General features: G+C 32.7%; 22 protein-coding genes. 9 read left to right on the top strand and 13 right to left on the bottom strand.

Translation table 11 applies throughout. From position 1 onward, the window contains the following. Positions 1-99: 99 nt before the first annotated feature. The 11 genes from NST14_RS30795 to NST14_RS30745 form a co-directional block, all read right to left on the bottom strand. A complete protein-coding gene (locus NST14_RS30795) occupies positions 100-336 on the bottom strand; it encodes a hypothetical protein (protein ID WP_001031933.1) in 237 nt (78 codons plus the stop codon). 158 nt (positions 337-494) lie between these two features. Then, entirely contained in the window at positions 495-1,097 is a 603-nt protein-coding gene (locus NST14_RS30790) for a hypothetical protein (protein ID WP_341119657.1), read from the bottom strand. 11 nt (positions 1,098-1,108) lie between these two features. After that, positions 1,109-1,423, bottom strand: coding sequence for a hypothetical protein (locus NST14_RS30785; protein WP_341119655.1), 315 nt, complete (start codon positions 1,421-1,423; stop codon positions 1,109-1,111). A gap of 74 nt (positions 1,424-1,497) precedes the next feature. Further along, complete coding sequence (locus tag NST14_RS30780) at positions 1,498-1,935, bottom strand: hypothetical protein (RefSeq protein WP_000245833.1); 438 nt, start codon at positions 1,933-1,935, stop codon at positions 1,498-1,500. A gap of 15 nt (positions 1,936-1,950) precedes the next feature. After that, entirely contained in the window at positions 1,951-2,364 is a 414-nt protein-coding gene (locus NST14_RS30775; RefSeq protein WP_154214303.1) for a hypothetical protein, read from the bottom strand. 30 nt (positions 2,365-2,394) lie between these two features. Next, a complete protein-coding gene (locus tag NST14_RS30770; protein ID WP_001195695.1) occupies positions 2,395-2,922 on the bottom strand; it encodes a hypothetical protein in 528 nt (175 codons plus the stop codon). 14 nt (positions 2,923-2,936) lie between these two features. Continuing rightward, the gene (locus NST14_RS30765) at positions 2,937-3,110 is read right to left on the bottom strand and encodes a hypothetical protein (RefSeq protein WP_154214302.1); all 174 of its coding nucleotides are present in this window, start codon (positions 3,108-3,110) and stop codon (positions 2,937-2,939) included. A 13-nt stretch (positions 3,111-3,123) separates the two neighbouring features. Further along, on the bottom strand, positions 3,124-3,768 hold the full coding sequence (locus NST14_RS30760) for a hypothetical protein (RefSeq protein ID WP_001018088.1): 645 nt from the start codon (positions 3,766-3,768) through the stop codon (positions 3,124-3,126). A gap of 125 nt (positions 3,769-3,893) precedes the next feature. After that, the gene (locus NST14_RS30755; RefSeq protein ID WP_000632199.1) at positions 3,894-4,586 is read right to left on the bottom strand and encodes a hypothetical protein; all 693 of its coding nucleotides are present in this window, start codon (positions 4,584-4,586) and stop codon (positions 3,894-3,896) included. Beyond that, the gene (locus NST14_RS30750) at positions 4,573-5,208 is read right to left on the bottom strand and encodes a hypothetical protein (protein ID WP_000570060.1); all 636 of its coding nucleotides are present in this window, start codon (positions 5,206-5,208) and stop codon (positions 4,573-4,575) included. The genes NST14_RS30755 and NST14_RS30750 overlap by 14 nt, the downstream gene beginning before the upstream one ends. A 39-nt stretch (positions 5,209-5,247) precedes the next feature. Then, positions 5,248-5,877: a recombinase family protein gene (locus NST14_RS30745; protein WP_000812197.1), complete on the bottom strand. Its 630-nt coding sequence runs from the start codon at positions 5,875-5,877 to the stop codon at positions 5,248-5,250. A 260-nt stretch (positions 5,878-6,137) separates the two neighbouring features. Here NST14_RS30745 and NST14_RS30740 point away from each other — a divergent pair, with 260 nt between their 5' ends. The 5 genes from NST14_RS30740 to NST14_RS30720 all read left to right on the top strand — a co-directional run bounded on the left by NST14_RS30740 (position 6,138) and on the right by NST14_RS30720 (position 11,069). Continuing rightward, positions 6,138-7,586, top strand: coding sequence for a methyl-accepting chemotaxis protein (locus NST14_RS30740; RefSeq protein WP_000372946.1), 1,449 nt, complete (start codon positions 6,138-6,140; stop codon positions 7,584-7,586). Between the two features lie 734 nt (positions 7,587-8,320). Further along, positions 8,321-9,202: a hypothetical protein gene (locus NST14_RS30735; RefSeq protein ID WP_001035782.1), complete on the top strand. Its 882-nt coding sequence runs from the start codon at positions 8,321-8,323 to the stop codon at positions 9,200-9,202. Between the two features lie 183 nt (positions 9,203-9,385). Beyond that, on the top strand, positions 9,386-9,811 hold the full coding sequence (locus NST14_RS30730) for a hypothetical protein (protein WP_000912539.1): 426 nt from the start codon (positions 9,386-9,388) through the stop codon (positions 9,809-9,811). Between the two features lie 58 nt (positions 9,812-9,869). Then, positions 9,870-10,211, top strand: coding sequence for a hypothetical protein (locus NST14_RS30725; RefSeq protein WP_001007742.1), 342 nt, complete (start codon positions 9,870-9,872; stop codon positions 10,209-10,211). Between the two features lie 249 nt (positions 10,212-10,460). Further along, positions 10,461-11,069 carry a hypothetical protein gene (locus NST14_RS30720; RefSeq protein ID WP_319611257.1) on the top strand — a complete coding sequence of 203 codons (609 nt, stop codon included), beginning with the start codon at positions 10,461-10,463 and terminating at the stop codon, positions 11,067-11,069. An 808-nt stretch (positions 11,070-11,877) separates the two neighbouring features. Here NST14_RS30720 and NST14_RS30715 read toward each other — a convergent pair. Beyond that, complete coding sequence (locus tag NST14_RS30715) at positions 11,878-12,039, bottom strand: hypothetical protein (protein WP_154214301.1); 162 nt, start codon at positions 12,037-12,039, stop codon at positions 11,878-11,880. A gap of 186 nt (positions 12,040-12,225) precedes the next feature. After that, positions 12,226-13,548, bottom strand: a complete 1,323-nt coding sequence (locus NST14_RS30710) for a hypothetical protein (RefSeq protein WP_445662297.1) — start codon at positions 13,546-13,548, stop codon at positions 12,226-12,228. A gap of 1,676 nt (positions 13,549-15,224) precedes the next feature. Here NST14_RS30710 and NST14_RS30705 point away from each other — a divergent pair. The 4 genes from NST14_RS30705 (at position 15,225) to NST14_RS30690 (ending at position 19,718) form a co-directional block, all read left to right on the top strand. Then, entirely contained in the window at positions 15,225-15,641 is a 417-nt protein-coding gene (locus NST14_RS30705; RefSeq protein ID WP_000018996.1) for a hypothetical protein, read from the top strand. A gap of 17 nt (positions 15,642-15,658) precedes the next feature. Further along, positions 15,659-17,287 carry a hypothetical protein gene (locus NST14_RS30700; RefSeq protein WP_000532783.1) on the top strand — a complete coding sequence of 543 codons (1,629 nt, stop codon included), beginning with the start codon at positions 15,659-15,661 and terminating at the stop codon, positions 17,285-17,287. A 200-nt stretch (positions 17,288-17,487) separates the two neighbouring features. Then, complete coding sequence (locus NST14_RS30695; protein WP_341119644.1) at positions 17,488-19,059, top strand: tyrosine-type recombinase/integrase; 1,572 nt, start codon at positions 17,488-17,490, stop codon at positions 19,057-19,059. Between the two features lie 314 nt (positions 19,060-19,373). After that, positions 19,374-19,718, top strand: a complete 345-nt coding sequence (locus NST14_RS30690) for a hypothetical protein (RefSeq protein WP_319611252.1) — start codon at positions 19,374-19,376, stop codon at positions 19,716-19,718. Positions 19,719-20,198: the final 480 nt, after the last annotated feature.

Below are 20,198 nucleotides of genomic sequence, written 5' to 3'. Positions count from 1 at the left end.
TACATAAGGACAAAACACCAATTCTCCATCAAGAACATATAATGAAATTGGAATCGTAACAAAACAAAAAAAGAACTGGCATCGCTGCCAGTTCTTTTTTCATACAAATAATTTCAGCAGCCATGATAAAGCTGCGCCAATCACTGTTGTACCGGTCGCAAAAAGAACCGATAACTTTAACATACGATATTTCGTAATCGTTAAATCTAATGAAGCATCTGTTACATTGTTATGTATTTCTACAACTTTAAAATTGTATTCATGCTCACTCGAACGAACGTATAGCGCCTTGTCCTTTTTGAATTTTAGCTTGAATACTGTTTTGAATTTATTCACAGAAATTCCCCCGTATGATTTTTCCTCAAATCAAACCATATAGATCACATGTATTGGCACATGTATCACTCCCGGCGAGAATACTCCGCAAATGAATTGTACCCTGTTTTTCTGAGGAAATCCAGAGGTGAACAGTTAATTTCCAATTTTTTTCATGCTCAAAATAAAAAATTCAGACGGATTTGTTTTTGTTTTTTTACAACAGCAATGAATTCATTTTTTACACGTTCAGAGTAAACATCATGCTCAAAAATACAATAAAGATGGAACAAATATCCGCCGGGATGAATGAAATAATTGCAAAACTCTTTTGTTTCTTTATCATAATCAATAGAAAATTGTAATTCGCTTAACATAGTAGAACGACAAACGATTTGATGTCTCGTATCATAATGATAAATTGGTTCCATGCTTTCGAAAACTATGTAAGATTCGTCTATGAATAGATCATTACTCACAATTTGTACAACTTCCAGCATAGCCATACTTTGATATTCTACAAAGCGTTCTAGTCTTTCGGCTTGATAAAATTCTGAAAAGGCGATGTAAAGCAAATCCTCTTTTGTGAATTCAATTTCTTCTTTTGTTTCTCTACATAAATAATAAAAACTATCTATAATTCCATGTACTTTTTTATGTTCTTTGGTTGTTAGTATTAATATTTGAGTTGGTTCACCATCTTTAACAAAAGAATAATGGTACATTTGAGGGCGTTTTGTTCTTTTTATTTCCATTTTATGTTCATATGTTAATTTAAACATTCATTTTCACCTCATTTCACAAATAATAAATTCATACGTACTGCAGCATCGCTTCTAACAAAAGAATAAAACAAAGAATGTCCGCGTTCTTTTTCTTGTTCGATTTCTTCAGATAGATCTATAAACAAATCATAAGATTCAATATGGCAATTCACTTTTTCATCTACACAAACTAGTATCTTTATAATCATTTTCGTCTTTCTGTCCATAGAAAGACGAATAAAGTACGGTATAACGCCTTTTATAGAAAGATCCAGGAGAAAAACATCTGGATTCATTGAATTAATTATTTCTTTAAAGGTTAAATTTTCAGCACAAATAAACACACGGTATCCCCCTTTGTCGTTCAGGTTCATCCGTGTGTTTCGTTTTTCATCGTATTCATTTTTTTACTTGCTCCTTATAGAATAAAATGTAATCTTTGTTCTTTCATCTTTTTGATTTGTTCAAGCAAATACTTCAAATCTATTATATTAATACAACCACAATACTTTGGGTTGTCTATAAAAGCATTATAATAGCGGCAAACATGACACACATCATCCATATGCATCGTTTTTATATCTGTTGTAACCCAATCATTTAATTCAGGCTGAAAGAATGCTTCAAACCCAATCCTATTCTTTCCTTTTTTGAACGTGATTATGATCCACATCGTATTTCTTTCAAAAAATCCACTTGCATACAGATCTTCTATTTTCCGTTTGGATTTTCGTATTTCCACTCTTTCTATATCTAAAAAATGCTTTTTTTCTTCGAAATCCTCTTTCCAATGATTATCCATTTTTATAATCTCTTCCCACGTTTTTGTTAATCTATTTTTCTTATCATTCACCATTTATTCACCCCTTTTCTATTTCAACATCTGTTGTAATCGGTACCCTTTTAATATCCGAACCGATTTTTTATATTCTTCTTCAGTTAAAACGTTTTTTCTGAAATTGCTTTCTAATATGTACATAATTCTCTCGTAGCCTGTCGTGATAAAAATTTTATTTCCAAACATACTCCACGGGCTCCCTGTAAAACTAATCGTTTCCCAAATTTCATTATCTACTAAAGTTATATAAGACCAAATCTCTGTTTCTATTTTCCGAGGAACTTTTATAATACACTCGTCAATCGCTAGTTCTTTTAAGAAAAATCTAAAATGGATTTCTGTTTGATTTATGTACCACCATGTAAAATTACAAAATTGCCTTTCTTCTTCAGCAACTTCTCTTTCTAAAAACATATTAAAAAAATCATTAGGACTATAACAGTTCACAAGACCTCCCATCACGTCACCTCTTTTTTATTAAAAAATGTACTCTAAACGATCTTTTGTATATTTCTTCTTAAATTCTGGACTTACTTTAACTTGTTCTGGTTTGTTTTTAATAATATCGAGCATTTCTTCAAAGTATTTTACTCCGCTTTTCAGACAAAAGGCTTCTTCCTGATCTTCTTCCCATTCCAAAGCTTGTCTTACTTTTTCTAATTCATCTTGTACACATGAAATGAAACTGTTCTGACTTAGCATCTTACGAGCGATAGTTTCTATTTCATTCGTTACATGAGTGATATGGTCTAGTGAAATAAGATTTCGATGAGATTCATACCCAATAAGAACAGAATGATCTTTTAAATAAACATGTAAATCGAATTCTTCATGCATTGGTTTTAGTTCTCCGATTACTTCTTCACTTATATTCATCACCATGAAGCGGACGTAAAAGTCATGAAAAGAATTCGAACCGTCGAAATCGAAATACTCCATTTCGTCTAAAATAGCGATACGATACGATTTATTTACATTTAAAAACTCGAATTTCTCTACTTGCATTACACACACCCCTTTTATTCTTTTCGTTTTTTAGCTTTTTCAACGATGATCCTTGCCTGACTGTAGTTATAATTCATTTCAGCGAACGAAGTAGCGTTTTTTACTCCGAGCCTATATTTTTCGAACAGCTGTAATTCTTCGTCTGTTAATTCTGTTATAAACGTCGGAAAACGGATTATATCCCCCATAAAAGCACCGTCCTTATATAATCTTTGTAATTACAACTTCATTCAAATGGATTTCGTCTGGATTACTGTATTCAATTCGGATACTTCCTATCAATTCATCGACTTTATCCATTTTAAAATGTACATTGGAATAGGTAAAAGTGTCATAACATGGAATATAAAGTTGTATCTCAATGCAATTTTCCATTTGAGGCATTACAAATCGAAGTTCAAGTTCAAAATTATAAAAATGATCTACACGTTCCAAAATAGTACCTATATGTGTCTTTTTCTTTAAAAAGATTTTCCGAAGATCTTCTTTTATTATTTCTATCCGTTCTAGTGTAATACAATTCTCGAAAAACGTGATCAAAGGCGGCAAAAACTGATCATCAGGATTCAACATTGCTTCTAAACGAATCGATTTAAATTTCCTCTGTGCTTCGTCCATAATCGAATCGAACAAGCTTTTATTTAATGTTATTTTTTCAACTTGCATATTTTTATTTAAATAGAAAGTTCTCGGCTCCGCTTGATCTAATAAAATATAAATCTCCGCTGCGTTTTTTGTTTTTATATTATAAGTTATTCCCTCATAAGTGGTTATGTTATCTGAATGCTCTACAATCCAATGTACTTCAACCATTTCCCCATTTTTGGTGTATACATCTATATTCATTTGTTTCCCCTCCTTGGGATCATGTATCTCTTTTTATATGTTCACGTACCCTTCGTAGAAACTCTTCTTCGGTAATTTCTCCATTTAATTGTTTCAAGACCAAATCATTGTGTTGATCCGTTACCTCAAAACCTTCCGTTTCCATTGTTCTTCTTACGCTTTCCAGTTCTTTTTTTCTTATCTTCTTTTGTTTTTTCATCCTTTTTCTCCCTTACTTCTTCTATACTACGAATGATGAACGTATCTTCTCTTTTGTCGTTATACATCCCTATTAATTCGATGTAAAGAGTCCATTCTCCGATCAAATCCCCTTTTCTACCGTACATATAAGAAAAATAAGGGGATCTTACTCCTTTTTTTACATTGTATAGCTTCAATTGAAATTGTTCTTTATCATACATCCTGGTTATCGTGTAATCATATTCGATTTCATCGAATTCATTAAGGAATTTTTGTAATTCATATAACTTTATTTTTTTGTTTTTTAAGCTTCTTTCCATTTCGAATCCAATATAATCGAATTTATCTCTTGTGATCATGTTTTTTAAGTAAGCGGAAATCCCAGGTTCACCATAGTCAGAATATTGAAATAATTTTTGTAATCGTATTTCCTTGTTTTTTTGTTCAATAAAACATTTGATTTCTTGTTTCATTTCCTCTGGTAAGCGCTTTGCACGTCGAAACCCTTTTCCTTTGAGATGTACATAAGGAAGAAATTTATCTTTTTCTACGAGTACAAAAAGACGAAATTCCTCTATATCACACTCAAAATCAACTAATTCGCCATTCTGGACACATATTTTTTCATTTGTGATCATTTTCCACCTCTCTGACTTCCTCTACTCCACGAAGAATAAACAAATCATGCTCTCTGTCTTCAGGAGTCCCAAGTAATTCAATATATAGGACCAATTCTCCGACGAATTCACCAGCATTTCCGAAACGAGGTGAAAAAGATGGGATCATTGAATCTTTTTTTACCGTATAAAATTTTAATTGAATTTCTCCTTCGAAATAGATTCGCTTGATTGTTAGTTTGTGTTCAACGTCTAAGTCTTGGAAAAACTCACGAATTTCGAAAAAACGAACTGTTTCATTTAACAAACTTTCCTCTAAGAGAAATTTCATGTGATCAAACTTATCTCGTGTTATCTGTTTGCTCAAATAAGAAGAAATACCAGGATGACCATAGTCCGCACTTCCAAATAAACTTTGTAATCGAAACTCTTTTCTTTGTTGTTCGATAAAATCTTGGATTTCAACTTTCGTTTCCGTTAGCAAACGTTTAGCTATTTTAAATCCTTCGCCTGGAACATGTACATATGGAAGAAACTTGTCTTTACATACAAGAATATATAAACGTAAATTATCGATGTAACATTCAAAATCAACAACTTCACCATTGCGAATGCATAATCTATCTTCATTGATCTCAATCATATCTATACCACCTTTCTATAAGAAGAAGAGATTGAACGATCAATCTCTCTCTAATTCATATTCTTTCATAATCTTGTAAAACGAATTTCGTTTCAATTCTAATAAGTTCATAAAATAAGCTGCTGTGATCTCACCATCTTTCCACTTATCAAAGTTTTCTTCTATTAAAAGAAGCTGTTTCTTTTTCAAAGTAGATAAATTAACACGTGGGCGACCGAGGTATTTCCCTTGGGCTTTGGCGATAGCGATACCTTCTTCCTGGCGCTTTTTCGTATTTTCAATTTCTTTTTGAGCCACAAAAGAAAGGACCTGTAATACAAGATCACTAACAAAAGTCCCAAGCGTATCTTTGTCTTTCGTTGTATCAAGTAATGGCATATCAATTACCCTGATATCCGCTCCAATTGTCTGTGTGATATATTCCCATTCTTTCTTAATCTCTCTAGCGTTACGTCCGAATCTGTCGATAGAATGGACGTAAAGCAAGTCCCCGGCACGCAAGTAAGATTTCAAAGTTTGGTATTCTGGTCTTTCAAAATTCTTCCCTGTTTGTTTGTCCACTTTTATATTTCGTTCATCAATTCCAAGATCCAGCATCGCTTGAACCTGGCGCATTTCGTTTTGTTTTTTTGAGCTAACTCTAACATAACCAAATGTCATTTGTTTCATATGTAATTCCCCCTCTTCTTACTTTCAATATAGGGAAAGTATTTGTAAAGGTCAAGAGCATTTTACAAATATTTATAAAATATCAACCTATACCTTTATAACACGGTAAAACCTCGATTTTTTGCCTTCTGCAAAGGTACACCTTAATAAACAACGATAAATCGTTGAAAACAGTACATTCTCTTTTAAACAACAGTAAAACTTGATTTATGGATTTAAATGAGTAGGATAACGTCGTCAAAAGGGAAGAGGTGAACTTTTTGGATCAAACACTTTATGAAAAGAACAGGATTATGTTGTATTCCTTATTGGTCATTGCCAGTATTAATATGTTGATGCTCTATTTAATGGCGAAACCACTAAACCTTATTTTAACGATTACATCTTCGACTATCTTCGTGACTGTGATTATGTACTATTTAATAGAAAGAAATTTTCAAAGAGCGGCTACTTATTGGTATACGATCGGGATCAATAGTATTGTTATCATTTATATTTTTAAAGATCAAAATATCGGAAACCTGTTATTTCTTGCCGTTTGTCTTGCAATGACGATTTTATATCAGAATTGGAAGAACACACTACTATCCGGGATCATAGCAGTCACTCAATTAATTGTTACGTTTATATTCATTCCTGGAGCATTCGGAGAACAAAAAGTACAATTGCTATGTTATTTCTTGTTTTCTTATATCGTTCTAACAAGCCTTCTTACATTTTCTTGTTATTTCACATCTAAGTTACAACAAAAAATCAAGCATACATCAGACAAAGCGGTAAAAGATGCTGCAGCTGTAGAAAAAGCATATAAACAGAACAAAGAGAATACAAAATTAATCGATAAATTCGCAACTTCATTAAATCAAAACGTGATCGTCCTGAATTCTGGAACAAAAGAAATGAATCAATCATTCTCGGAATTAAACGATACATTTGCCATGCAGGGAAATTCTATGGGAGAAGTATCTTTGCATCTTGTAAACATAAAGGAACAAACAGAAGATATTCAAGGAAGTACAAACGGATTAATGAAATACAATACAGAATGCGAAATTGTTATAAACGATTCTTCCAAAGAAATTCATGAATTAAAAAATATTATCCAGGAATTAAATAACGTTTTTTTACAAAACGTAGAAACAGCAAATCGTTTAGATCAAAAAATGGAGGATATACAAAGCATTATCAGATCCATTAACGAGATTTCTCATACAATCAACCTGTTATCGCTAAACGCGAGTATAGAAGCGGCAAGAGCCGGAGAACATGGAAAAGGGTTTGCCGTCGTGGCTGGTGAGATCAAAAAATTGGCGTTTCTATCTAATAAAAGCACTACTGAAATTTCTACTATCCTACAAGAAGTACAACAAGAAACAGAGGAAAGTAAAGACATTACGAACAGTTCTAAGCTGTATATAGAAAAAACATTAGAAAATAGCAATAAGGTAGAAGAGGTATTTGAAACAATACTTCAGACAAGCATGCGAACAAAAGAAGAAATACGGAACATATTTAATCGAATCAACGTTTTAAAAGATTCAATTAGCGGCACTTCAGAGCAATTGGTCAATTTAAACGTCGTATCGGAAGAAAATAATTCGAATTTAGATCAGCTGAAAAAGAATTTCGAAGAAATCACCCATCAATTCGATCATATTCAAGAAGAATTTTCCGAAATGAATGCATTAGTGCAAGGAAACGAACTGTAACAGGTTCGTTTTTTGTTGCGGAAATGAAATTAGAACTAAACATACGATATAAATTTACTGTATGGAAAATATTATTGCCCTATGAAAAAAAGCTTCAATTACTCAAGTAAATGAGGCTTCAGACCGCTATATATAAAGGAAGAACAGTTTTGTTTCGAAGAATGACGAGCTTTGTTATGTATTTTTTACACATCAACAAAACAAAATAACAAATAACTATATATAATAGAAGAAACTCGTTCAACAAATATAATTTACAACTACAAAAAATCCATTCATTTTGTTTTGAATGCACATAATGATATGTAAATTTAATTTGTACATTACCCATTAAAATCACAAATAATAAATAAGACAAATTATTTTGTTTTCAAAAATAAATATCATTTTACATTAATTAAAAACAATCGTTTTATGCATATATAATAGAAGAGATCAGAAAGATGGTTAACCCCCTTTTCCATTTTTCTCCTCGATGTAAAGCGGAAAACACAATTAAATGAAAAACGTATTCACAATTCAAAAAGAGAAAACATCCCTATAATCATTGTTAAATCAATATTTCTATTCCCTTTTTATTTAAGTGCAATATAAATTGCACTTATTTTTTATTGTCAATCTCTATTGACGATTGGATAAATTTCTCGTATATTTAAATTAACATAATAGAAACGTAAAGTAATATATATACATGAAACACAAAAATTTTGTTGTCAAAAAGGAGATGTAAATTGATGAATAAGAAGATGGGAAAAAAAGAAGAAGAACAAAAGAAACAGGAAGTTTTAAGACAAGTATTGGCTGCCAAGGGCATGAGTGAAGAAGAAATCTTAGACGTTTTAAAAGATACGGAAATTAAAATGACTGGACGTACGGATTTAGATCCAAAATTAAAATCAGTGAAAGAAACGGCTGCTATCTTGGAGGAACGTTTGGGTGGATTTTGGAACGAAAGAAAAGTACATCGTGTCATCGGAAGAGGCGAATTAACACCAATCAACCTCAATACCCCAAGGAAACTAGGGTATCAATTAGAAATGAAGGACATCGAAAATTTCATTCGTTTAGAAAGCCAAACAACAGAAGATTGGAAAAACAGTTATTATAGCGAAGTAAAGAAATATGAAGATCTGAAGATACAAATCGAGAACAACCAAGGAAAAGATGCAGTAGAATTACTAGAGAAGATCCAGGAATTAGAAAACAAAGTAGACGAATTACAAGCTAAAAACGACCATTTAACAGAACAAAATCGCAAACTATTAGACGGTTATAATAAGGATATGGCAGAACGCCCTTCCAAAATCAAATACGAAAAAACACTGAAAGAAAAAGAAGAGACAGAGCGCCAACTAAAACAATTAAAAGAAGAAAACAGTGTATTGAAAGAACAAAACGACCAATTGATCAGCGAAACGAAAGATGTTGCTGCAGAGACAAATACAGAAGAGTTAGAGCAGCTGTTAAAAGAAAAGAATGAATTAGAAACAACAGTGAAAGAAAACGATCAAACCATTACAAAACAACGCACAGAGAATGATAAAAAAGATCGCAAAATCAAGCGATTAGAGAAGAAAATAAAAGATTTAGAAGCAAAAGAAATTACAGTGGAGTGATCCATTGTTTTTTTGAAATAAAAATAAATTATCCATACAGTATAAAATTACGGTATTAATAATTTTATACACAATCAATCGAATAAAAGGAGTGTTTTTTCAAAACACAAAGGAACTAAACATACAATAGAAGAATATCGTATGTATAGTTTTCTACTCTATTAACGAAGGATTGATGCTGCTGTGCTTAAAATTATTGATACCTTTGATCCAGAAGAAATCAAAGAAAGAATTTTAAAAATCGCAAATGAATACGATCCAACACTAACATGTCATATTCGAGAAGATGAAAAAAGTTTTTACTTTTTTATCTTTCAAGAAGCTGCAGGAATGGAGAACACTAGGTATCTGTTCCATTTCAGCAATTCAAAAAAAGAACATGGTAAAATCGATTCTGTTTTATTCAAAAACGGAGATGATTGTAAAGAATGCATAGTGACGGATACATTGGAAGGAACGAAAGAGTTCGTATTAACAATAGAAGAAGATTTAACCAAAATCGAACAAAAAATAAAACAAAAATTCGATAGTGGTTTTTTTAGTGAGATTGAATACAACGATTTAATAAAAGAAATTAAAGCAGAACGATTAAAATCGTTATTTAAGTAAACAAGGATTTCATAAAAAATAAAACAACTTCCTTCTATAGAAGAGGAGGTTGTTCATCTTGGCGATACGATTATTTTATGATAAAAAAACAACTTATATGGTATCAAATCTGCCTTCAGCAGCAAAAGAATCAGGAATGAAGTATGATGACACTTTTTTCAATTACTATAATGATGTATGTCCTGGCTGCCAACAGAAAATGAAAGTAGTCAATAATACAGTAAGACAGGTTGGTTCTGTTACTGCTGGAATTGCCTTTAGGACAGAATATATGTACCCTTATGTTTTGTGTAAAACGTGTGCGAAAGATACAGACAAAGATAGAATACTAAGCAATGTTCAAGGATATGTATTTCAGAAAGTTCCTCACCTGGGCATTATCTTGGAACAAGAAGAGTAAAGAAGACAACGGAAGATAGTTTTTTTATAGAAAAGATGAAAATTTCAGACTTAGCAGATTGATTGTATGAAAATTTTCGATTTATCTTATAGTAAAGATAAAAACGTGTCTTTCGACGTGGTTTCTCGACCGATTAAATATCAAGTACCTTACAGTAAAGGTCCAAAAAGAGCCATTAGCAGGTTCTTTTTTATTTATATACCAAATAAACAGCGATCACGCACATACACTGTAATGAGGTGTATCCAATTGAAAAACATAATCATAAATGAATTTCAGATATATACAAACAAAGGGAAGCTTGTCGAATTCAGCGTACATTACGAGTACAAAGTGACGAGGAATAGGGAAGAACAACAGATATTTGTCGTTTTAGACGATTCGGGAATTCGTGTTCTTCAATATGGGGATAAAGGATTCATAAAAAGGCGCATTTCAAAACGTGTTCTATATTTTTTTCTTCAAAAGGCAAAAGAAGAATTCGAAAAAGTAAAATTGAAAGCCGTGGTCAATGAATTTTATCCTATAAAACCACCTATCATGGATCATTTCAATACGATCATAACAAAAGAAAAATTCGAAGAGATAAAAAAAGAAGCTGCGGCAAAATTTTTGAACAAAACCATGCCACTCACAAGCGTTTATTTATGGTTCCGGGATCACGACGTCGTTATGTATGTCAATTTAGATTATTTCGATGAATACTTTACGATATTTTGTTACGAGCCTGTATACTCCGATTTCCACAGATTTAAGTATCCCGTGATCAGTTTAGAACGGTACATCGGGAGAGTCGATTTTCGAACCAGAAAATCAGATTCCGGTTCTGAATTCAGAGAAATTCTTTCTATAGAATAGAGAATAGAGAATAGTATATAAATCTATTTTATGTATATACTAAAACATAGTGATATAAGAAGCATTTGCAACTATGTGGATTGTAAACAAATATCGCTGAAATACGAAGTGTTTGGTCAGCAATTTTTCGTTTTATGTGAACTATTCGGATTGTGAAAACGGTTTTTTGTGCATTCTTCCTTCTGTTTCCTGTATTTTATAAGAACAATTTGGATTGTAAATTGGGAATTTTTTAAGTTTTTTGCTTACGATGTGAATTTTATATTAACCATGCGGACTGTAAATGACATTACTTCAGTATATGAAGATAAGGATGCTTTATACGAACTAAATGGACTAAAAACATAGAACAAAGAAAAAAGAGCCTGGGAAAAGGCTCTTTTTTACACACAGTTGATATGACATGGAATTTAAAATGAAATTAACTTGGAACACTTATATATTTCTTCGAATCGAACAAAATCCTTTTCGTTTTTTCGATAAATAAAAAAGAAGTCGTTTTGACTTCTCTTTTCACAGTTCTTTAACGGAAAACTTACATAAGTGAGATTGTATTGTGTTTAAGATGTAGGTCCCACAATAGCATTTATAGTTTTGAAAGGGTTTTTAACGAACAGTCCGTCGACCTTTTCCCTCCTACATACTAGGGACACGTCTGATTTCAAACGAAACCTACGAATTCGTAACCTTTCTTCTTAGGAGTTCCAAAACAAAGACCAAAATACAAGTGTAACAAGAAAACAGGACAAAAACTCGCTCTTTTTCTGCCCTGTTTCTTTATAATTCTTTTTATATCTTTGTCAATCAATTATTTTCCCCAGCGCAATCGAACCCATAATTCATTTTCTAACCCTCTTTCTCTTATCCATTCCGGAAAGGCATTTCTTCGTTGTTCTTCCTCATACAATTCGAAAAAATAATCATAATCGTCTACTGCAGCAACATCTTTTGAAATTCGCTCATCTTCCATATACAATCCCCCTTATTTGCCATTCATTTCGTGTGTCCACTGTATATACACTCTTCATACACCTATCCATAGTTTGAGTAAGAAAGCCCGTTCTTATGCGTTTTTTAGTATTATTTTCCATACAGTAAAATTATACTGTATGGAAAATAATATATCTTTGCAAAAAAAAGAGGACGCAAATCCTCTCTATTCTTCGTTATCTTCTAGCTGCGGCGCCGCGTCTTCCTTCTTTTCTTCCGGTTCGTCTTCTATTTCATCAGGCTTATTCTTTACGGAATCCCAATGGATTCGCAAATCTCGGATCAATTTCGTATTTTCTTCCTTGCTAACAATGGTATAAGGTTTATTTAATATAAATTCTTTGATTTCTTTCATTTGAGTATGCTGTTGAAATTCATTCGTCATAGATTTTCCTGTTAAATTATACGTGCGTAAGACTTCATAAAAACTTGGGCAGATCAACACTTCATCTTCTTCAATAAGAATAGAAAGGTATCCGCTCTGATTCGTGAATTTGCTGTAGTCTGTCAATAATGTAAGAATATCTTTTTCATCCTTTATATTCATTTTACGTGGAGTTAAAAATGAATTCATGAAATCCTTTATTTTTACGAATACATTGTCACCACCACCATTTTCATAAAAATCCATCACATTATATTTAAAATTAGGATCTGTAATATCGATCTTTTTGTTTGTTCTGTGTGTTTCTATTTTTTCCAAAGCTTCCTCGATCATCTTTATATGAATAGAAATGATTTCTTTTAAACAATGATATTGAAACTTCGTAACCTTTCTATAACAGTAATATAAGATTTGAAGATAAAAAGAGATCTCTGTCAAAAATTGTTTTGTGTCATCTAAATAATTTTTTAATTTATACATTTCCATATCGTTGCCTAATATGAAACTATTATGTATGTTTTCGTATCTGTCCAGGAATTTTATATATTCAAGGAAGTACACTCTGAGTACAAGTTCGTATTTCTCTTTTTCCGCCATTCTTTCAACCCAGCGTGGATCTGTAGATTCTGGGTCCATCTGATTCTTTTCATCTACTGTGACATGTATATGGGGTTTGCTCCCATCTGGCTGAATTTCCACTAATAAATAATAATTTTCCTTATTTTCTCTCGGGCAATCGAAGTCTGTAAAACGCGTATCGCCTTTTTTTCTTCTTTTTTCACCGAATAATCTCCCTACTCTCCATAACCCTAAACCATATGATTCATGATCATGCATAAGTGCTTTTAAGAAACCCCATGGTGGGATATGTGGATAAAAAGTTTTTTCTTCATCGTAGAATTTCATATGTATTTCGTTTCTAGCTAGAACATCTTTTTCCAATCCCGGATAAGTCATTTCTTCTGAAAACCTCAATAGAAGCTTTTCGTCTTCATTCACATCTTTTTCTACTATTTTCAAAGATGGAAAAATCGAAGATCTTTTAATAAATAATTTCAATACATCTCTTTCTTCTTTCGTTATATTAATTTCTTTCACGGTCATCACCTCTCATGTTTTCATTGTACGACAAAATTTACTTTTTTCCACAAATTTACAAATTTTATGCTAAAATAATGGGGATTTAACTATTTTATAATCAATTTCCGATTATTTTCGTGACTCGCCCATCATAGCAGTTCACAAAAAACAAACTACGAAAGACGTATATTAATAAACAATATTTCGTCAAACGAAGAGGACCATCACGAACTTCGCTGAAGGATCTCACAACAATTAAATTACCAATTTTTAAAGATTTACCTGTAACAAACGCAATAAAAATTTAAAAAGATTTACCGCAACACAAGTAACAAGATTCAAGCTTTATCAAAATAACAAAGCAATAAACAGTATTAGATTCACAGCAAAACCGATTTTATAAATCAAAGATTTATCGTAACAACAAGGAAAAAAGATCAAAAAATATGAAAGGATTAAATGTATCAAATAGAAACAACAAGTAACAAAAAAGTAATAACGAGTTTTAAAGATTTACATGCAACAACAGTAATAAAAAAAGGAAATAAATTGACAAAATGAAATTCAGATTTACCGCAACAAATAGAAACAAATAAATAAAAAACGAATTACCACGGAAAAAATAAGAGATTACGTGGCTTTTTGCATTCCATCAAACATGTAGAAAAGATCATAAAGGAGGAGATCACATTGGGTTCTTAATGGATTGAAGTGAAACTGATCAACACAACAAAACAGAAAGAACAAGCTTTGCAAACTGATCAAGCAAAGTGGCAAAAACACAAAAATCTTTGAGAGGAGTGATTTACACCAGAACTTATAGAAGTTTGGTGAAGGAAAAAAGTCTGTCAGTGCCTGAACGGGGAGAACAGATACCAGATGAAAATAAGAAAACTGGAAAAGAGAAATAGATAAAAAATATACGAGAGGAGAAAGAGGAGGAGATAAAGCGAACAAATAACAAAAAAATAAATTATTGGAGGGTAACAAAATGCCTTAAAACAAAATAAGAAAATAATGTTGATAAGCAGCTTTTAGCCTTGAGGAAGTAGTACAATAGCAAGTTTCTAAGATCCGGTTTTAGAGTGACCTCATCGCGAAGAAGAACTTTTAATACAAACCACATTTTTTTTGAATTTACCATTAATGTGCGTCTTTTTGTCATGGTGTTTCGGTTTTCGATCGCTTTTATGTGCTGCGTGATAACGCGGCACATAAAAGGGGGCGAAAACGCAGACAGGATGCTGATTTATCAGCATCCGTCTGCTTGTCGAACGTTGGATTTGTGTCTCGTTTCGCATTCGCGGTAGCGAATGTGGAGCGAGGCACGAAGTCAACGGAGACAACATCTTTGCCGACTCTTAACTTCAGAATTGGGGTAATTTGTGCTTGGCACAAATTACAATCAATTCTGAGGTTAAGAGTCGAGGGGTAACGCTCTCGACTCTGGGGCAAAGAAAGATCGTGGTAACACGAGATTGCGCACACCAGAGTCGATTACACCCGCCTCTACCGAAGTCTGCAGCGAAATGCAGGCGTGGTGAAGCTGACGAGTCCAGCTTCGACTTTTTCTTTTTCGACAATCTTTTTTGCAATTTTCCACATTTATGATATAAACACACACGAAATCCATTCATGGATACAAATCGTTCAAACATAAGAACGAAAAGACTTTTTTTGCTTGGGAAGGAGGTAATTGAATGAGTCATCTTCGATATTCCATGATGATAGAACGTTCATTCATACAAGAAAAAACCAACCAAAAACAATTTCCGTTCCAAAAAATAAATACAAAACGAATCGTTATCTTAACGCATGCATACAAGACAGCTTTCGGAGGGAATCGATTGTTAGAAGTGTTTTTTCGATTCGAACAAAAAAATGACAACTTTTTTTATATAAATTTTTACTTTGATCCTATAATGAATACATGGGAAATGAAAGAATTCCATCATTTATCGAGGAATCCATTCATTTCAAAGAATTTCAAAATTTTGTACATACATGAAAACCATAAAAGAACAAAAAAAGAAATAAAAAAACAAATCGAACAACTTGTTTTTTATCACGATACGATTCAAAAACTTCCATTTATTATAAATACAACATTATCATAAGAAAGGTGGTGATTGACTTGGGAAGAAAGAAATCGCGTAAGACCTTAATAAAAGAGTCAGTAAAAAAACGCCAAAAACGATCGTATAAAAAATCTAAGTGGCAAACTTGGGATGATTTAGGGATTTCGGACAAGTTCGGTTGGACCCACGATGAAAGACAAATGTATTTTAAGTTCATATCAAATATTCACAAAGCCTTGAAGAAATCTAATATGATCATCGAAGAAAATCGAATTGACGATCGAACAAAAAAAGATTTCGTTGATCATAATAACCATGCAACGGGAATATGGAGCATGTCTACAAAAAACGGATTAGATAAAACAGCTATTAATTTTACAAAACACGTTGTAAAGAGCCATTCCAATGCGATGAAACAGTACGAAAATGGAGAAATTCCTTACAAACCAAAGAAAATGGAGGATTTATGCCATGTGAGACTTACACACGTACGTTCTTACACAGAAGATAAATTACTAGGTAGATTTAAAGATAATTTCGTAGAAGATGAAGAAAAACAAGTCCCTCTCGCCATTTCTACGGTACAAAAATACTGTAATGATATAAAAAAGATTTTCGAATGTACTTCAGCTTTTGGAATAAAGGCACATGAAAACCTGGATTTCAAATCTGTAAAAAAAGAAATTGGAACTGTGAGCCTATATGATCGTGTGCGCGGCAAGGGGAAAACCGACGGGCGAAAGGGATATACATTAGAACAGTGCGAAAAGATGATCAAAGTAATGGATGATGATCCGGTGGGACAATCTATGTTAAAAACATTAACGTATATGGGCTTTCGTCATGAACATTTAAGTTTGATAACCTGGGACGAATTGTATGATACACAGAAAAAACAACCAAAAGAAACAATCGACTTTTACGAGGGAAAAAAACTGAAAGGTGGTCGTGTTTTAACAACCGATGCGAACGAAGAAGTACGCGAATCTTACAAGGAACTCTTTGAATCTGGCGCTTTTAAAATTGATGATCCAGTCTACGGACACATGAGTCGTTATCATATGGAGAAAATCGTCAAAACTGCAGCGAGTAGAGCTGGTGTCGATTACAAGGGTTTCCACGAATTTCGATACGCTCACAGAGATTATCGCATACAGCAAATGGAAAGTTACACAAAAGACGAAACCATTGGGACCATCTTAAAACTAGTGAACCATATCACAAAATACCATGCAGACGGAACAGAATATCATCCATTAAACCCGGTAGAAGACAAAGAGCGATTTTTACGAGATAAAAATAACAAGCGAATTTTAAAATGTTACAACAAAGACGGACATGCTGTTTATAAGAAAGAAAAAGTGCGCGATCCAAAAACAGGACAAGTCGTAAAAGAACAACGTTATACATATGCTAGTTTGGTTTCCAAAGATGAAGAGGTACTGAAAAAAATGGCTGTAGCGCTCTATTTAAGCCACTCAAGAAGTTCGGTGACGGACATTTACGAACACAAGGAAAGAGAAGAAAACAAAGCAGAAGAGATTACAGAAGAAGTAGAAGAGAACGTCGAAGAAGCGCTTCAGCGAACAATGGAATTCTTAGAGAAAGAAGAGGAACCAGAGGAAATAGAAGAATTACCTCGCGATCAGTGGGAGCAACTTTCACTTGATTTGGATGAAGAATAATGACGAGATTTCGGGAAGACAAGTGCGCCGCACTTAAAAGGATGATAGCCTTCGGGCTTTTTTAAATGCCGATAATAGCGGAGGAAAGGGAAGGAAAAGCTTGATTTTTTGCGAAATAATTATAAACTAAACATACAATAAAAATTTACTGTATGGAAAATAACGTATTTGTACCAAGACGAAAGAGAGGGGCGAATCTTATGAGATATAAGAAGTTAAATGCAATTGTACCTTTTTATGAAACGTATCGTGTGATTGAATTACAACATATTGAAGGAACGTTCTTTAATTTTCTATTAAAAATCGAACTAAATGGAAAAAGGGAGACTCGATTAATCGAAATTCATTACTCACAACTGCCGGACGAAATCCCTTTTATTATTTTTGAGGAAACAATAGAAGATACATTTTACGATCAAGTGAAGATTTTCGGTTTGATTTATGATGATTTAAAGAAAAAATACGAAGAATTACGAAAGCCATTCCGTTTGCAGGATGTTTTAAGCGGAAAAGATAAGAAACTTGAAATTGCAGAAATAGAATTGCACGGAAAAGAATCATTTGGAGAATTAAAAACATATCAGGACATCCCTATCGTATTAAAACAAATAGAAGAATTTAATGAAAAGTTCCAGAACTTCTTTTTGCCTGTAAGGAATGATTTCGAAACATACATAGAATCATTGAATGTTGCAGCCAGCACGAAAAAATCTTATTTAGATGGATTAGAATCATTTTTCCGTTATCTATTTGATAACAAAATCGATCGTATGACTTGTTTCGATGAACAAGATATAAACGATTTTATTGTATATAAAGTTCAGAAGGAAGATAGAAAAACAAGTTACTTAAAACGATTAATGACCGTTATTTTCGATTACTGCAGATATAAGCAACGTTTTCTGGATAAAAAGAAAATACAAATGCTAGAAAATCACACAGAAAACAAAGGAATCATAAAAAAGGTAACAATCGAACAAATAGAAGAAGAATTGTACAACCAGTATTTAGAAGTAGCAACACGGGACGAAATTATTCCTAAATTGTCCAAGCTTCGTGATAAAAAACGAAACTACATTTTATTTAAATTGTTATTAGAAACAGGTTCCGAAATTAATGAATTGCTGCAGTGTGATTTCGATGATATTAAGATCGAAAATGGAATAACAGGAATTCAAATTCAGGATCGTTTTGTCCCACTGAATCAAAAAACATACAATTTAATACAAAATTACATTACATTCCGTAAAAAGAAAGATAAAGAAGTAGAAATAGAAAAGTGGGAAATTGGTTTTACTACAAAAAGATTAGAAGAAAAGATCCGTAACGAAATAGCACCTTCCTATGGAAGTAAAATGTTGTGGGAAGACTACAAGAAAACAAGAGAACAGTTTAAAAGAGATGGAACTCTCGAATCTAAAACAGCAACGATCGTGTTGAACGATAAATTTTTTGGAATTTGTTTGAGTGCAATCGAAAATTACGTGAACGAAACATTTGTATTTAATAATAGTTTATTTGTTTCTAATCGGTACAAGAGGATTAGTAAAGTAACAGTTATGGAGATACTGCGAAAACTACGTATAACGTCCACAACGCTCCGACAGAGAGCCGTTCAGACATTTATAGATAATGGTCTAGAAATCGATGATATCGTGCGCCTAATTGGAAATATGGACGATTTAAATATAGATAAATACAAGATAAAAGATAAGAAAAAGAAAAAAAGATTACAAGATATCGAATCCGATTTACCAGAAAGAGAAATATAAAAAACCAGGGAGGAACGATCCCTGGTTTCTTTTTATAACATGGAGATTATGTAATGACTAATTACATTTCCTAATACCGTTCCACTAACAGTAATCGCAAATGTAACGATATATTTTGTATATTTCATATTAACACCTTCTTTCCATTTTTGAATTCTATGTATAGTAGTAATTCCGTAGTGGTTTTATAACAGAAAATTGACGAAGACGTGTCGAACCTCGTATTTTTTTGGAAAAAGAATACAGACAAAGAAGGAGAAAATATACTAATACAGAAATGTTTTCCCAGTACACTTTTCAGGGAGGAACGGAAAATGAACATACAAATGAAATATGGGGTACAGATTTGGAGAGAAATAAAGAAGAATGTAGCGAAATATTCGCAGAAAGAAGAAGAAATAGTACCAGAAACAAGAGCAGCGGACCTTTTTTATACAGACACAACAGAAGGAAAAAACAGATATGGTCAAGTTTTGTTCGATACATTTAATTACGTAAATACATTAACAGGGAAAGAACTAAGAATAGACTACAAACCACACACGGAATTCCAACATTTTAAAGAAATACAGGACATTTGGATCTATTTTATAAACAAACTCGAAAACTTGGGAGATCGGGATTCTGAAGAAGATAACGTGATCCAATTGACACGCTAATTATGGCGTGTTTTTTGCTGCCCTATAACCTTTTCTGGCACTTTTTACAAGACTGGTAATATTTCGCACAAGGGTTAATTTGAACTTGTAAATAAATTTAACCAAGAAAGGTTTTGATTAGAATGACGAAGATTTATCGATGTAATGACTGTTTTGGAAAGGCGTTATGGTACCGAAGACCAGGAGCGGTAACAATGACCCATGTTTACGTTTACTGTACCGTCTGTGAAGAATGGAAGTGGATCCCCCGTGAATGAGCGAAGGCAGAGGGAATCCCCCCCTGTCTCCGCTCTGTTCTTGCAAAATGATCTATTATTACGATACGTGAAATTTTAAACGGACAGGTGCGATTGCTGTGGTTAATCCACTTTTCACAATCTTTTAACAATAAAAGAGAAAACCGTCAATTTTTTCCCAGTTTTGTATGTTACAATAAAAGAAAACCAAATCATTAACCTCATTACAAAAAGAGACCCGAAT

The organism is Bacillus sp. FSL W8-0519 (assembly GCF_038005585.1).
Taxonomy (GTDB): domain Bacteria; phylum Bacillota; class Bacilli; order Bacillales; family Bacillaceae_G; genus Bacillus_A; species Bacillus_A paranthracis.
The sequence above is the reverse complement of the archived record's forward strand: the minus strand, read 5'-3'. Positions and strand labels throughout refer to the sequence as shown.

Coding starts and splice junctions, on each gene's coding strand:
- NST14_RS30745 (WP_000812197.1), bottom strand. CDS start 5,877: ATGAAACAAATGACATTTGGTTATGTTAGAGTTAGCTCAAAAAAACAA.
- NST14_RS30735 (WP_001035782.1), top strand. CDS start 8,321: ATGAATAAGAAGATGGGAAAAAAAGAAGAAGAACAAAAGAAACAGGAA.
- NST14_RS30780 (WP_000245833.1), bottom strand. CDS start 1,935: ATGGTGAATGATAAGAAAAATAGATTAACAAAAACGTGGGAAGAGATT.
- NST14_RS30695 (WP_341119644.1), top strand. CDS start 17,488: ATGAGATATAAGAAGTTAAATGCAATTGTACCTTTTTATGAAACGTAT.
- NST14_RS30765 (WP_154214302.1), bottom strand. CDS start 3,110: ATGGGGGATATAATCCGTTTTCCGACGTTTATAACAGAATTAACAGAC.
- NST14_RS30755 (WP_000632199.1), bottom strand. CDS start 4,586: ATGATCACAAATGAAAAAATATGTGTCCAGAATGGCGAATTAGTTGAT.
- NST14_RS30770 (WP_001195695.1), bottom strand. CDS start 2,922: ATGCAAGTAGAGAAATTCGAGTTTTTAAATGTAAATAAATCGTATCGT.
- NST14_RS30715 (WP_154214301.1), bottom strand. CDS start 12,039: ATGGAAGATGAGCGAATTTCAAAAGATGTTGCTGCAGTAGACGATTAT.
- NST14_RS30790 (WP_341119657.1), bottom strand. CDS start 1,097: ATGTTTAAATTAACATATGAACATAAAATGGAAATAAAAAGAACAAAA.
- NST14_RS30710 (WP_445662297.1), bottom strand. CDS start 13,548: ATGACCGTGAAAGAAATTAATATAACGAAAGAAGAAAGAGATGTATTG.
- NST14_RS30690 (WP_319611252.1), top strand. CDS start 19,374: ATGAACATACAAATGAAATATGGGGTACAGATTTGGAGAGAAATAAAG.
- NST14_RS30760 (WP_001018088.1), bottom strand. CDS start 3,768: ATGAATATAGATGTATACACCAAAAATGGGGAAATGGTTGAAGTACAT.
- NST14_RS30705 (WP_000018996.1), top strand. CDS start 15,225: ATGAGTCATCTTCGATATTCCATGATGATAGAACGTTCATTCATACAA.
- NST14_RS30750 (WP_000570060.1), bottom strand. CDS start 5,208: ATGATTGAGATCAATGAAGATAGATTATGCATTCGCAATGGTGAAGTT.